Source organism: Pseudoalteromonas sp. S2755 (assembly GCF_005886535.1).
Classification (GTDB): Bacteria; Pseudomonadota; Gammaproteobacteria; order Enterobacterales; family Alteromonadaceae; genus Pseudoalteromonas.
In genome coordinates this window covers 40,815-54,526 of record NZ_PNDS01000037.1, presented here as the reverse complement: position 1 = coordinate 54,526, position 13,712 = coordinate 40,815, and the positions used below count along the sequence as shown (strand labels likewise).

The 13,712-nt window shown below is 43.1% G+C and carries 11 protein-coding genes; 7 read left to right on the top strand and 4 right to left on the bottom strand.

Annotated features, from left to right (window positions below):
- Window positions 1–426: 426 nt before the first annotated feature.
- The 5 genes from CWC03_RS07695 to alr all read left to right on the top strand — a co-directional run bounded on the left by CWC03_RS07695 (window position 427) and on the right by alr (window position 5,004).
- Window positions 427–978, top strand: coding sequence for an RNA polymerase sigma factor (locus CWC03_RS07695; protein ID WP_138581259.1), 552 nt, complete (start codon window positions 427–429; stop codon window positions 976–978).
- Window positions 971–1,450 carry a hypothetical protein gene (locus CWC03_RS07690; RefSeq protein WP_138581258.1) on the top strand — a complete coding sequence of 160 codons (480 nt, stop codon included), beginning with the start codon at window positions 971–973 and terminating at the stop codon, window positions 1,448–1,450. Before CWC03_RS07695 ends, CWC03_RS07690 begins: the two co-directional genes overlap by 8 nt.
- 10 nt (window positions 1,451–1,460) lie before the next feature.
- A complete protein-coding gene (locus tag CWC03_RS07685; protein WP_138581257.1) occupies window positions 1,461–2,399 on the top strand; it encodes a DUF4097 family beta strand repeat-containing protein in 939 nt (312 codons plus the stop codon).
- Between the two features lie 123 nt (window positions 2,400–2,522).
- On the top strand, window positions 2,523–3,902 hold the full coding sequence (gene dnaB / locus CWC03_RS07680; protein WP_017217222.1) for a replicative DNA helicase: 1,380 nt from the start codon (window positions 2,523–2,525) through the stop codon (window positions 3,900–3,902).
- Window positions 3,903–3,921: 19 nt separating this feature from the next.
- Entirely contained in the window at window positions 3,922–5,004 is a 1,083-nt protein-coding gene (gene alr / locus CWC03_RS07675; protein WP_138581256.1) for an alanine racemase, read from the top strand.
- A 4-nt stretch (window positions 5,005–5,008) separates the two neighbouring features.
- Here alr and CWC03_RS07670 read toward each other — a convergent pair whose 3' ends face one another.
- From CWC03_RS07670 to CWC03_RS07655, 4 genes are all read right to left on the bottom strand, one after another.
- Window positions 5,009–5,440: a secondary thiamine-phosphate synthase enzyme YjbQ gene (locus CWC03_RS07670; protein ID WP_138581255.1), complete on the bottom strand. Its 432-nt coding sequence runs from the start codon at window positions 5,438–5,440 to the stop codon at window positions 5,009–5,011.
- 23 nt (window positions 5,441–5,463) lie between these two features.
- Window positions 5,464–5,934 carry a chemotaxis protein CheX gene (locus CWC03_RS07665; RefSeq protein WP_010607100.1) on the bottom strand — a complete coding sequence of 157 codons (471 nt, stop codon included), beginning with the start codon at window positions 5,932–5,934 and terminating at the stop codon, window positions 5,464–5,466.
- Window positions 5,935–6,014: 80 nt separating this feature from the next.
- Window positions 6,015–6,449 carry a zinc uptake transcriptional repressor Zur gene (gene zur, locus CWC03_RS07660; protein ID WP_010368795.1) on the bottom strand — a complete coding sequence of 145 codons (435 nt, stop codon included), beginning with the start codon at window positions 6,447–6,449 and terminating at the stop codon, window positions 6,015–6,017.
- A gap of 124 nt (window positions 6,450–6,573) precedes the next feature.
- Window positions 6,574–9,036, bottom strand: coding sequence for an EAL domain-containing protein (locus CWC03_RS07655; RefSeq protein WP_138581254.1), 2,463 nt, complete (start codon window positions 9,034–9,036; stop codon window positions 6,574–6,576).
- 320 nt (window positions 9,037–9,356) lie between these two features.
- Here CWC03_RS07655 and ggt point away from each other — a divergent pair, with 320 nt between their 5' ends.
- Both ggt and CWC03_RS07640 read left to right on the top strand, forming a co-directional pair.
- Window positions 9,357–11,051, top strand: coding sequence for a gamma-glutamyltransferase (ggt, locus tag CWC03_RS07645; RefSeq protein WP_138581253.1), 1,695 nt, complete (start codon window positions 9,357–9,359; stop codon window positions 11,049–11,051).
- Between the two features lie 111 nt (window positions 11,052–11,162).
- On the top strand, window positions 11,163–13,178 hold the full coding sequence (locus tag CWC03_RS07640; protein ID WP_138581252.1) for an amidohydrolase family protein: 2,016 nt from the start codon (window positions 11,163–11,165) through the stop codon (window positions 13,176–13,178).
- The last annotated feature ends 534 nt before the right edge of the window (window positions 13,179–13,712 follow it).

The following is a 13,712-nucleotide window of genomic DNA, read 5'->3' as shown; positions in this document are numbered from 1 at the left end:
AATTGAATTAATTCTCTAATCAATTTGAAGGGTGAAATAGCATATTAGCTTCGTTAAAAATTTCTCATTTAGAACAACTAAATAGCAAAATTTTTGCCTTGCCTATATGGATATAGGTACCTTAGCGGTAGCAGGACGCGAGAGCGGTGCTACTAAAGCTATTTCCCCGCTTCAAGATAGATCATTTACTTAATACAACTGGTATAAAAGCGCTGAGTAACTTTCCTAAGTGGAGCGTCAGGCTCCACTTTTTACGGCCAAATAAAAAAGTAAAATTTTTTCCAACCCGTTTAAACCATTTCTGATTTCGCCCGCGTCTAAATAAGTACTTTACAAAAGAGTAGAAATTGGCAATTGAGCGTTGGTGACTTTGTTTGTTCCATTCGATATGCGAAGATGAAGGTATCAACCCAAAGGAACAGACGCATGATAATTAATGCCAAAGCGGCATTTACACAAGAACAAACCGATGCGCTAGTGGCTAGGTGCCAGCAAGGGGACCAAGGTGCATTTCGCGAACTATTTGAGCAACATCACCGTCGCGTGTATGCATTGTGTCTTAGATTGCTCGCTGAGCCCGCTCATGCAGAAGATGCATGTCAGGAAGTTTTTGTGCAATTGTGGCAAAAGATAGACCAATTTAAAGGACAATCACAATTTACGACTTGGCTTCATAGTGTGACCAGTAATATTGCTATCAGCTATCTTAGAAAGCAAAAAAACTGGTTACAAAAGGTCGTAAGCTTTGAACAATCCGGACTGGATGAGCAAGGTGCTGAGCAGCTAGGAGAGCTAAACGGCCTAGATAAACTCATTGTCAGATTGCCGGAACGTGCCAGGTTGGTCTTCGTATTACATGCTGTCGAAGGGTATCGCCACGAGGAAATTGCCAATATGTTAAACATGGCCGTAGGGTCGAGTAAATCGCAATATCACCGAGCACGTAACTTATTACAGGAGTGGTACAACAATGACTAAACCATCTTTTGATGAATTTATGCATACCGCACTGAATGACGAACAGTCGCAGCCAAAGCCACAACGTGACTTATGGCAAGGCGTTGAGCGTGCAATCAATCAAGCACAACCGATGCAGCCGCCAAAACAAAGTAATTGGCAAAAGTTATCTGGTATTGCGGCGTGTACTATTGCGGGTTTACTCGCTTGGCAAGTGATTATGAATCAGCCTAAGCAAGACTCACTAGCTAATATTAGCGCTTTTTTTGAGCAGCAAAAGCAGTCTTTACTGGTTCAATATGAAACGCAGCCAGCGCTGACTTCTGATTGGCAGACACAATTGCAAGAGCTCGAGCAGGCGGAACAAGCGATTAAGTTGTCTTTAAAGCAAGATCCTGAGAACGCTGCGCTGTTAAAAATGTTAGCTCAGGTTTATCAGCAGCAACTCGACTTAATCAATAAGGTTCACCAACCTCGTTGGCAACAAATTTAGGAGAATTAGGATGAAAGCATTAATTATTAGCCTAGCGGCGCTACCTGCGATAGTGTTCGCCGGAGAATCTATCGATAAAGAACTGTCGGTTCCTGCAAATGGTAAAGTTATCATCGAGAATCAGCGCGGTGATGTAACGATAAAAACATGGGATAAAAACGTTTTTAAAGTGACTGGCGAGTTAGACGATAAAGCCGAGGGTTATAAACTAGAAACCTCTGGCGAGGTGACTGAGTTTATCGTGAAGATGCCAAGACGCTATAAAAGTTGGGGCGGTGGTGATGGTTCTACACTCACCATTTATATGCCCCGTAGTAGTGAGTTAAACTTTGAAGGGGTGGTGGTTGATGTTGAAGCTGCTGATTTAACGGCAGGCGCCCGTATTAAAACGGTCAACGGCAATATTAAAGCGAGTAAAATCAGCGGTAAAATTGCATTAGAAACCGTAAATGGTGATATTGATAGTCGTGACTTAGATGGCAATATTCAGTTTGAAACCGTCAATGGGGACATTGAGGATATCGCTTCGAGCGGTAAGCTCAGATTTAACGCGGTTAATGGCGAAATTAAAACGCAAACCACTGCAACCGAGCTGCGCTTAGAAAACGTTAATGGCGAAGTCGAGTTAAAAATGGCAGAGTTAAAAGACCTACGCTTATCTACCGTTAACGGCGAAATAGCAGTATATGCAGCAAAGTTACTGGATAATGCCAATATAAATATGGACAGCGTTAGCGGCGATATTGAACTTTATTTCCCTACGGATGTGTCAGCAAGGTTTGAAGTCAACGCGCATTCTGGCGGCCATATCACCAATGAGCTAAGTTCAGATCAAGTTAAAAAAGCCAAATATGGTCCAGCTCGTTCACTTGAATTTGTGCTTAACGGTGGTAATGCAGATGTAGAAATCGATACCGTTAGTGGCAATATTGAGCTAAAGCGTAACTAGTGAAGCAATAGAGCAATAAGAACAACAAAAGGCCAGAGTTTCCCCAAACTCTGGCCTTTTGTTATTTGCACTTATGGGTAGACCAGATACAATAGAGGGCCTTCAATTTCTCAATGTTGTGATATGGCTAAACCAGATATACAAGTCGATACCTTAAAAGTTCCACCGCACTCAATTGAAGCTGAGCAATCTGTGCTCGGTGGCTTGATGCTAGATAATGAAGCCTTCGACCGTGTTGCGGAATTGGTGGTCTCTCATGACTTTTATACCAGAACCCATAAGCTGATCTTTGAAGCAATGGAGAAGCTGGTAGAGCTTAGTCAGCCTATCGACTTAATCACGATATCTGAGAATCTAGAAAAGAATAATCAGTTAGAAACCATAGGTGGTTTCTCCTATCTTGCTGAGATTGCTAAAAACACGCCAAGTGCTGCAAACATTGATGCATATGCGAGTATCGTCCGTGAGCGTGCGGTTGTTCGCGAAATGATTGGTGTGGCGAATGAAATAGCAGAAGCTGGTTTTAATCCTGAGGGACGTGATAGCCACGAGCTGTTAGATTTAGCTGAGAGCAAGGTATTTAAGATTGCTGAGCAGCGCACTAAAAGCACCGAAGGTCCGCAAAGTATTCATAGCATCCTAGAGAAAACCGTCGATAAAATTGAAGAACTTTACCAATCTCCACAAGATGGTGTTACTGGGGTAAGTACAGGCTATGGCGACCTAGATAAGATGACGGCAGGACTACAGCCTTCTGATTTGATCATTGTCGCAGCGCGTCCGTCGATGGGTAAAACCACCTTTGCGATGAACTTGGCTGAGCATGCCGCGATGACGCAAGATAAGCCGGTACTGATTTACTCGCTAGAGATGCCTTCAGAACAGATCATGATGAGGATGCTCGCTTCACTTGGTCGTATCAACCAAACTAAAGTACGTACCGGGCAATTAGATGATGATGATTGGGCACGCCTGTCGTCTACCATGGGCTTACTGATGGAAAAAGGCAAGATGTACATTGATGATGCGTCCGGCCTTACGCCAACAGACGTGCGTTCACGCGCGAGACGAATTGCACGCGATCACGGTGGGATCAGCATGATCATGGTGGATTACTTGCAGCTTATGCGCGTACCGAGCCTTTCGGATAACCGTACGCTTGAAATTGCCGAGATTTCTCGTTCATTAAAGGCACTAGCCAAAGAGCTGCAGTGTCCAGTTATCGCGCTTTCTCAGCTTAACCGTACGCTAGAACAACGTGCAGATAAACGCCCAGTAAACTCCGACTTACGTGAATCGGGCTCTATCGAGCAGGACGCCGACTTAATCATGTTTATTTATCGTGATGAAGTTTACAACGATGATAGTCCAGACAAAGGCACGGCCGAAATTATCATAGGTAAGCAACGTAACGGTCCGATCGGTAAGGTTAGGTTAACGTTCCAAGGTCAATACTCTCGCTTCGATAACTATGCAGGTCCAGCCATGGACGACGAATATTAACTGTCAATTGAGTAGTGAAATGCGACTAGCGAGTGCTGAAATAGATTTAACCGCGCTGAGAGAAAACCTACAGCTAACGCAAAAACTGGCGCCAAACAGTAAGATTATGGCGGTACTTAAGGCCAATGCTTATGGTCATGGTTTGGTTAAAATAGCGCAGCATTTGCAAGATGCGGATGCATTCGCTGTGGCGAGAGTTGATGAAGCGCTCGCGCTTAGAACCGGTGGAATCACTAAACCAATTGTCCTGTTGGAAGGTTTTTTTCACCCTTCTGATTTACCTATTTTACTTGCTAATAATTTGCAAACCATAGTGCATGACATTTCTCAGCTTGAAGCCATTGAGCGTGCTAGTTTAGATGCGCCGCTCACAGTTTGGTTAAAAGTTGATACCGGTATGCATCGCCTCGGTGTTGAGCCTGAAGAGTTTGAAGCGTTTTATGCCCGCCTTAAGCGCTCAAAAAATGTTGCTGATAAAATCCACTTAATGACACACTTTGCTTGTGCCGATGATATCAAAGACAATAAAACCGAAGTACAGCAAGTACTATTTAAGTCTTTAGTTAGCCAAAGTCACGCACCATTGTGTTTGGCAAACTCCGCGGGGGTCATTGGTTGGCCTGAATCTCATGGCGATTGGATCCGTCCAGGCCTAATGCTTTATGGCGTTTCGCCTATGCTTGCGCGTGTTGGCCAGCAACATGGTTTAAAGCCTGTCATGCGTCTGACCACTAAAGTTATTGCCATCAAGCGAGTGAGAGCGCATCAGGCGGTAGGTTATGGCGGACGTTGGCAATGTGAACAGGACACCTATCTTGCCGTTATTGGTGTTGGCTATGGAGACGGTTATCCCAGACACGCTAAAATTGGCACTCCAGTGGTTATTGGTAACCAGCGTTACGGCATAGTTGGCACCGTGTCTATGGATATGATCAGTGTGAATATTGGTGATAATCCCAATGGTATTCAAGTGGGTGACGAAGTGGAAATGTGGGGACCAAACCTGCCAGTAGAAGAAATAGCGCAATGTGCAGGTACTATTCCATATGAGCTGCTGTGTAATGTCACCCCAAGAGTAAGCTACGAATACATCGAAGGCTGAGCGGCTAACCTTTTCTGTCACCTTGAAGCGTTGCGATGACGCGTCTTGCACCGCCATGGTCACGATGCTCACCGAGATAAATACCTTGCCAAGTACCTACACGCAGGCAGCCCTCAAAAATGGGGATCGTTACTTCACATCCTAAGGTGCTGGATTTAATATGTGCTGGCATATCGTCGTCGCCCTCATAATCATGGCGGTAGTAGCTTTGCTTCTCAGGTACAAAATGATTAAAGTGGCTTTCCATATCCATACGTACCGTTGGGTCGGCATTTTCGTTAATTGTTAGGCTGGCGGAGGTGTGTTGTATAAACAAGTGCAACAGCCCTATACGATAGTCACATAGTTCAGGAAGCTGCGAGATAATCTCATCGTTTACCAAGTGAAAGCCTCGCTTTCGAGGCTTCAAGGTAATTTGTTTTTGAGTCCAACTCATAAAGTAACGTGTGTTTTTAGCTGTTAGGCGAGTTTGTCGAAGCTGACTTCGATATTGGCATTACCGTCAGGAGAGGTGAATGGCATAATAAGTTTAGGACCATCGCATTTATGGGTGATGGTATGACCCGGGCCTGAAACGACAACTGGTGTCGCCATATCAAACTCGTAACCTTTTTCGCCGAGTAGATTTTTAGCACCGCCAGTGACCATATTGGTGATTTCCCCAACCATATCAGTGACGTCTTCATTTATGGAGTCTGGGCGTTCACCAAGCATACGCTCCATAATGGTTAGCGCTAGGTTCTCTTCAAAGGTGATCGAAAATGACCCTTTTGTTTGGGGGCCAACCATGCCAATCAGACCCGAAACATCACCTTGTGCGACTTCGTCTTTTTTCACTTTTGGCTTGCCAGGCGTCAATTCTGTTTGCGCCATAGTAGCCAATACATTGATTAGAGATGATAAAAAGGGGTTGATGAATTCTACATTCATATGGACTTTCCCTTACGCATTTTTAATAAATTAGTGTCGCTCTTAGTGATAAGTGTAGTGGGCTTTTTTGCTCACTGCACTTAATCTTTACACTTTTCGCAACGGCCATGAGCCTCGATGGTTTGCTCTGTAACCACAAACCCAGTTTCTGCAGCGAGGCTGTTTAGTTCATGCGAAATCGTGTTTGAGTGTAACTCTTGAACGTTACCGCAGCTATCACAGATCAGTAACTGCACTGGATGTGTGTGATCGAAGTGGTGGCAAAGCATAAACGCATTAGTACTTTCAATTTTGTGGATAAAGCCCAACTCAGAAAGAAAGTCTAAGGCACGATATACGGTAGCTGGTTTTGCAGCCGCTTCCGTCAACTTGAGCTCTTCAAGTAAGTCGTATGCACCAACACCACCTTGTTTAGAGGCAAGTAGTCTAAATACTTTTTCTCTAATAGGAGTAAATCGTGCTCCACGGTTGTCACATACTTGCTTGGCTTTGCTAACTAGTAACTCTATATTCATGATTCAAAATCCTTACACTGCCTTGCAATACTAACATATTATTTTTATTAGTCTTGTGTTTACCCTGATTTATTATCTTAAGTGGATATTCGGGAGCGATGTTACTTTCACACGTTATTTTTTGCTAAGAAGAGCGCTTAACTGATTCGATCTTAGTATGGTAAAAGGTTTCAAATTGTGCTGCAGAAAGCGGCTTGCTGATCAGATACCCTTGACCAAAATCACACTCCAGCTGCTGTAATAAACGCAATTGGTCCAGCGTCTCCACGCCTTCGGCGACTACCTTCATCGATAAATTATGCGCCATGGCAATAATGGTTTTAACTAGTGCTTTAGACTCTTGAGTGATAAGCATATCGCTGATAAAACTGCGGTCGATTTTGAGGAAATCGAAGGGATAATGACGGAGATAATTCAGTGACGAATAGCCCGTACCAAAATCATCCAAAGATAATTTCAATCCTAACTGATGTAATTGAGTTAGGGTCTGTTTTACTTGCGCCTGCCCAGAGATTAGTACGCCTTCGGTGATCTCCAACTCGATAAAGCGATTGGCAATTGGGATATCTTGTACCAATAGTTCTATCTGTTTTAAGAGGCTTGGATCTTTAAACTGCCTTGGTGATAAATTGATTGCGATGCGGATGCCGGGAGCTAAGTGTTGCTGCCATTGGTGTGCTTGGTTAATAGCCGTTGAGAGCACAAACAACCCGATGTCTATGATCAAACCGCTTTGTTCCGCAACGGGAATAAACTCCGCAGGAGAGACATTACCCAATGTTTTACTGTGCCAGCGGAGTAAAGCTTCTGCGCCAAATACATCACTGTCTTTAATATAAAACTGAGGTTGGTAAAACAATTCTAACTCGTTTTCATTCAGTGCTACGCGCAGTGCCTCCTCAATTTCAATACGTCGAGACAGCTGTTGACTCATCTTTTGATTAAATAGACAGTAGTTGTTGCGACCATTACTTTTGGCATTGTACATTGCGGTATCAGCGCAGCTAAGTAGCTCTTGGGGAGAGTTCGCGTCCAAGGGATAGATAGCAACGCCGATACTGACTGAAATATTAAAATCTTTATCGCCAATAATAATGGGGTGGTGAAAAAGTTTGATGAGCATATCGGCAACAGAGGAAATGTCTGAGGTATGTTTAAATCCGCCCATTAACACAATAAACTCGTCGCCACTGAGGCGTGACACGGTGTCTTGTTCACGTAGCGATTGCTTGAGCCTTTCTCCTGAAGCAAGGAGAACTTGATCGCCCATTTCGTGTCCGAGAGAGTCATTGATCCTTTTAAAATCATCCAAATCAATAAAAAATACTACTGCAAGTTCATCGTTTCGTTCGGCGTCAAGTAGTTGTTGTGCTAGCCGTTCCATGGCTAAAAAACGATTTGGTAAATCAGTTAATGTATCATAAAAAGCGTGGTGTAAGATGACTTCCTCTTGGCGCTTTTTCTCTGTGATATCACGCACTGCGATAACCAACTGATCGGTCCCAGGGATCGGAGAGAGCCTAGCTTCGAACAGTTTCGCTTGATCAGCAATAGTTAGTGGATACTCTATTTGGGTTAATTGATGTTGCAGGTTGGTAGACTTGATGGCTTGGCTAAATTGTTTTGCTGCGTGAGAAGGCAGCACCTCCGTCATTTTCTTGCTTATAAAATGCTCAGGTGACGTATACAAGTCGTCTGATTTTCCAGTATGACATTCTAAGATAGTACCATCCGTATTAATGATAAAGAAAAGATCTGGTAATGCCTCAAAAACGCTATTAATAAGTGCGTGACGGCGCTGTAATTCTTGGGTGATTTGTAATTGTTGTTGCCAGTTTTTCTCTAACGTTTGTGCCATCACATTGAATTGTTTTGCAAGGGCTCCAAGCTCGCCATGTCCCACGATTTCGGCTCTACTGCTCAAAGATTTAGAGGATAAGGCATCACCTACTTGGATCAACCTTTTGATTGGTTTGTGAATGAAATAATGGGTGAAGCTTAGTAGCGCAATAATGATGAGTATTAAAAATACCGTCAAAATACTCGCCTTCGTTATTAATTGTTGCTTTAACGAGAGAAAAATGGTGCTTACGTCATAAATTGCAATCAGCCTAGCTAAATTATCGGACTCAGGGACAGGCACTTTAGGTGAAATGGGAATGGCTGCGAGAAAGTGCTGCTGGTTAGGATCAAATGCCACAGTGAGATCAAGTGTTCGTAGTGTTGCAGTGGCTTGCTCCTGGCTGATAACCTGATTAAATATTTGTAGTCCAATCGCTGAATGTTGAGTTTCGTTGATGAGCGTTTTTCCTTGAATAAGGAAAAGCGCTTTGTATTTACTGTCAGAATAATAATCTTCAAGGGTCAGACTGATTTGGTTATTGCTGCCTTCCACAAATTCAGTGTATAGATGTCTACCTAAATGGGATAAATCTTGTCTTAGCTTTGCCTCATAGGTATTGAGAAGCGTGTCTCGCTGGCTGATATATGAAATAGATATAATAAGTGACGAGATCACCAAGCCACAGAGTACCGTGCCCCAAGTTAGTATTTGTTTTAAATTGATAGAAATAATCCGATTACTCATAAATAACCAATTCAATTACCCCGATTCCGATTAGGCTTTTATTTCAATGCTATTACCTATGCTATGGATCTTGCTCTTGCGCGAACGAACGCGTTTATTTTTTCTGCAGAGTGATTTATCACTAGTGTAGTTCAGCCGTAAAATCCTGTATCAAATTTGAGCGAATATTATTGTGGTAGATCAAGCGCTATAGCGATGGAATGTTGAGTTTTCGCATTAGGTCCAATCTCGTTTTCTTTCGCTTTGATCGCAAATGAATTGCTGTAAGCGAATTGGCTTTTTATATTGGTTAAAAAGAAAACAACAAAAAGAGAAAAGTGATGAATAAGGTAGTTAAGTGCACACTGGTTAGTATGCTTTGTGCTTCTGTAAGTTCAGCGGCTCTGGCTTATGATAGGATCACGGGAAAAGCTTTTGCTAGCCGCTCTGAGGTTATTGCAACTCAAGGCATGGCGGCAACTTCTCAGCCGCTGGCAACACAAGTCGCGATAGAGGTGTTGAAGCAAGGCGGAAGCGCTGTAGATGCTGCAATTGCAGCCAATGCTATGCTTGGCCTAGTAGAGCCTACAGGTTGCGGGATCGGTGGCGACTTATTTGCTATTGTGTGGGACGCGAAGCAACAAAAGTTATTTGGTCTCAATGCTTCAGGGCGCTCACCAAAAAGTCTTTCGCTTGCAAAGTTACAACAACAGGGAGATACAATTCCAAGTTATGGGCCACTTCCTGTTTCTGTGCCCGGAGCGGTCGATGGTTGGTTTGAACTGCACGACAAATTTGGCAAGCTGCCAATGAAACAGTTACTTCAACCCAGTATCGACTACGCTAGAAGCGGCTTTCCAGTTTCTGAGCTGATTGCCTATTATATGCAACGCTCGGTGTCGGCTCGTGAGCAATATCCTGGATTTAAAGAAGTATTTATGCCTGAGGGAGAAATGCCTAAAAAGGGAGAGATATTTAAAAATCCCGCACTCGCAAATACCTATGAGTTACTTGCAGAGAAAGGCCGCGATGCCTTTTATAAAGGCGAAATTGCTAAAGAAATCGACCGCTACATGAAGGCCAATGGTGGATACTTAAGTTACCAAGACTTGGCTGAGCACCACAGTGAGTGGGTTGACCCTGTAAGTGCTGATTATCGTGGCTACACCTTATGGGAACTACCTCCCAATGGTCAGGGCATTGCCGCCCAGCAAATTCTCAATATTTTAGAGGGCTATGATATCAAGGCAATGGGGTTCGACAGCCCAGAGTATATTCATACCTTTGTTGAAGCAAAAAAACTTGCCTTTGCGGATAGGGCAAAATACTACGCCGATCCAGACTTTAATGAGATACCAGTCGCGACGCTTATTTCGCAAGCATATGCAGATAAAAGACGTGCATTGATTGATCCAAATAAAGCAGCTAAACGCGATCATGCAGGTCCTATAGAAGGGGATACCATTTATCTCACGACTGCTGATAAGGAAGGGAATATGGTGTCGCTGATCCAGAGTAATTTCCGTGGTATGGGATCGGGTATGACTCCAGCTAAGCTTGGCTTTGTCTTGCAAAATAGAGGCGAGCTATTTGCGTTAGATAAAAACCACTACAACGGTTATGCGCCCGGTAAAAGACCATTTCATACCATTATTCCTGCCTTTGTCACAAAAGATGGTAAACCATGGATGAGTTATGGCGTGATGGGAGGCGCGACTCAACCGCAAATGCATGCGCAGATCCTGATTAACATGATTGACTTTGGTATGAATCTACAAGAAGCGGGCGATGCGCCTCGAATTTTGCATAGTGGTTCATCGCAACCAACCGGTGAAATCATGATTGATGGAGGGTATGTCAGTCTCGAGTCGGGCTTTTCGATGGAAACCCGTAGAGAGTTGATAAAAAAGGGCCACAAATTACAACAAGCAGTTGGTCCTTATGGCGGTTATCAAGCGATTATGCGAGACGGTAAAACTGGAGTGTACTACGGTGCATCCGAAACAAGAAAAGATGGCCAAGCAGCGGGTTATTAACAGCCTGACTGGGTGGTGAAATTAACACGAATTATAACAGTTAAAGCATTTCGCTTTTGTTATCTTGATGTAATATCATTGTTGTTAAACGGAAATTTAAGGAATAAGAAGATGACAAAAATAATAACAAAGCGAAGTGCCTTGTCGACACTCGTTGCGGCGCTTTTAACTACCCAAAGTTGGGCGGTATTTGCTGACACTATTACCAATAATGTTTACTCAGAAAAAGGCTTAGCTGGTACGCTAACCCAAGAAAAAATCGACGAGCAAAACTATAAAGCCAAAATTGAGTTCGGCTGGAACAACCGTCGGATCTTAATTGATGAAACCTTAAAGTTGAATGAAAAAGGACTACCCATCAATTTTAGTCTTAAAGGGCGTTCTGCTTTTGGCTCCGCAATTGATGAAACGTTTAGCTATAACAGAGGCATTGCGCAGTGGAAAAGTATAAATGAATCAGGTATTAAGGCTGATGCGACACTCGATTTCTACGTACCGTCTAATAATCGCCTTGCACTAGATAACGCGACGATGCGTTATGTTCTAAAAAATAATAAATACGAATTAGATGTTTACCCTCAAGGCAAAATGCTTATCGAAAAAATGAAGACGATGAAGTTGGGGGAACAAACCGTTCATCTATTAGTAACGAGTGGCCTTAGTCTTACTCCTAATTTTGCATGGTATGACGACGATGGTAACTACTTCGCACAAAGTTGGGGATCAATGTATGTCTTGCGTGACGGCTATACCAAATCACAGTTCGAAGAACTTGAGGCTATTCAAAAACAAGCCGAGCAGCAGCATTTAGAAAACCTCGCAAGTAAGCTGACACACGATGTCCCTGCATTACTTATTGAAAATGTTGCCGTCTTTGATGGTGAGCAGAAAAAACTGCTGAAAAACCATGATGTGTTGATTAAAAATGGCAAGATTGTAGAAATAACTAAACATATTAAAAAACAAAATGGCGTAGCTAGCCTTGATGGAAAAGGGAAAACCTTGATCCCAGGGCTTTGGGATATGCACGGTCATTTATCAAAAGATAACGGTATTCTTAATATTGCGAACGGTGTTACCAGCGTTAGAGATATGGGGAACGATCATGACAATATTATGGAAATTGAAGCGCTCTTTAATACCAACCAGGTGCTGGGTTCTCGCGTGTACCGTGCTGGCTTTATGGATAAATACAGCGAAAACTCAGCTGGCTTAAGTGTAAAGTCACTGGAAGAAGCGCTTGAGACGGTCGACTTCTTTGCCGATAATGGCTATGTTCAAGTGAAGCTATATTCTTCTATCGATCCGAACTGGGTAAAACCTATCTCTGAGCGTGCGCACAGTCGTGGATTGAGACTTAGCGGTCACGTGCCCGCGTTTATGACGGCAGAGCAAGCCATTGCAAATGGCTATGATGAGATTCAGCACATTAATATGCTGTTCCTGAATTTCCTTGCGGGTGAAGAAGTGGATACCAGAACACAAAAGCGGTTTTCACTGATGGGAGAGCAAGCGTCAGGTTTATCACTCGATAGTCCAGAGATGAATGCGTTCATTAAGCTACTAAGCGATAAGCGCATCGTTGTGGATCCGACGGTATCTACATTCAGAAGTTTATTGATGACAGAAGATCAAAAGATCAATCCAGAATATGCTGCTATTTCAGAGCATATGCCAATTGCATTCGCTCGTGGTTTAAAAGGAGCTGAGATGCATGTTGATGAACAGTTTAAGCTAAGTTACAAAGAGTCGGGTGAAGCGATGCAAAAAATGCTGAAAAAGCTCTATGATGCTGGTGTGCCAATGGTACCTGGAACGGATAACATTGCAGGCTTTACCTTGATCCGTGAGCTAGCGCTTTACGTCGATGCGGGCATTCCTGCGGCTGACGTGCTGAATATGGCAACGCTAGATAGTGCCAAATTGATGGGCGTCGCACATCAAACCGGTTCAATTGCCGAGGGTAAAGTAGCAGATTTAGTGTTGATCGACGGCGATCCTCTTAAGGACATTACAGCACTGCAAAAAGCGGCATTGGTGATCAAAGGTGAGCAAGCGTTTAAGCCTGCTGAAATTTACCAAGCGATTGGCGTGAAGCCGTTTACTACCTCACCTTCGCTAAAGTAATCGTTTGATGCTATAAAACCAGTGCAAAAATATGAGACTTGCACTGGTTTTATTTTCGTAGCCTTGATACCAGGCTAGATTGTATTTCTGATTTTTACCAAAAGTGTTTCTAAAACAGAGGCTTGTTTAATAAGCAAACACATCGTTCTGACTCTCCTATAACTACCTAATAAAAAATTCCTAAAAATGGTTCAGTGTAATCTTGTGTAATGGATTAATTTACTTTTTTGTTAATATGGCGGTTTATTTATCAGTTTCTTGTGCTAGCCTTTTTCAGTACAGATCATGAGTCGTTGATGTGAAGTCACACAAGTTGTGTGTGATTTACCAGCTTCAGTTTGGTCTTTTTTATAACTCTATTTGAGACTTTGATGTCGTCACCCCCGTGTACAAAGGTGGTAAAAAAGTTGCCATATTCAAGCGTTAAAGTGACAGTGAGTAATTACAGCAATGCTGTAAGCAAATAGCAAAAGGTGCTGTTGATTAACTTGGCTCGCGGTTTTGCGGTTAGTTAACCTTTATAGATATACCCTA

Coding starts and splice junctions, on each gene's coding strand:
- CWC03_RS07695 (WP_138581259.1), top strand. CDS start 427: ATGATAATTAATGCCAAAGCGGCATTTACACAAGAACAAACCGATGCG.
- CWC03_RS07690 (WP_138581258.1), top strand. CDS start 971: ATGACTAAACCATCTTTTGATGAATTTATGCATACCGCACTGAATGAC.
- CWC03_RS07685 (WP_138581257.1), top strand. CDS start 1,461: ATGAAAGCATTAATTATTAGCCTAGCGGCGCTACCTGCGATAGTGTTC.
- dnaB (WP_017217222.1), top strand. CDS start 2,523: ATGGCTAAACCAGATATACAAGTCGATACCTTAAAAGTTCCACCGCAC.
- alr (WP_138581256.1), top strand. CDS start 3,922: ATGCGACTAGCGAGTGCTGAAATAGATTTAACCGCGCTGAGAGAAAAC.
- CWC03_RS07670 (WP_138581255.1), bottom strand. CDS start 5,440: ATGAGTTGGACTCAAAAACAAATTACCTTGAAGCCTCGAAAGCGAGGC.
- CWC03_RS07665 (WP_010607100.1), bottom strand. CDS start 5,934: ATGAATGTAGAATTCATCAACCCCTTTTTATCATCTCTAATCAATGTA.
- zur (WP_010368795.1), bottom strand. CDS start 6,449: ATGAATATAGAGTTACTAGTTAGCAAAGCCAAGCAAGTATGTGACAAC.
- CWC03_RS07655 (WP_138581254.1), bottom strand. CDS start 9,036: ATGAGTAATCGGATTATTTCTATCAATTTAAAACAAATACTAACTTGG.
- ggt (WP_138581253.1), top strand. CDS start 9,357: ATGAATAAGGTAGTTAAGTGCACACTGGTTAGTATGCTTTGTGCTTCT.
- CWC03_RS07640 (WP_138581252.1), top strand. CDS start 11,163: ATGACAAAAATAATAACAAAGCGAAGTGCCTTGTCGACACTCGTTGCG.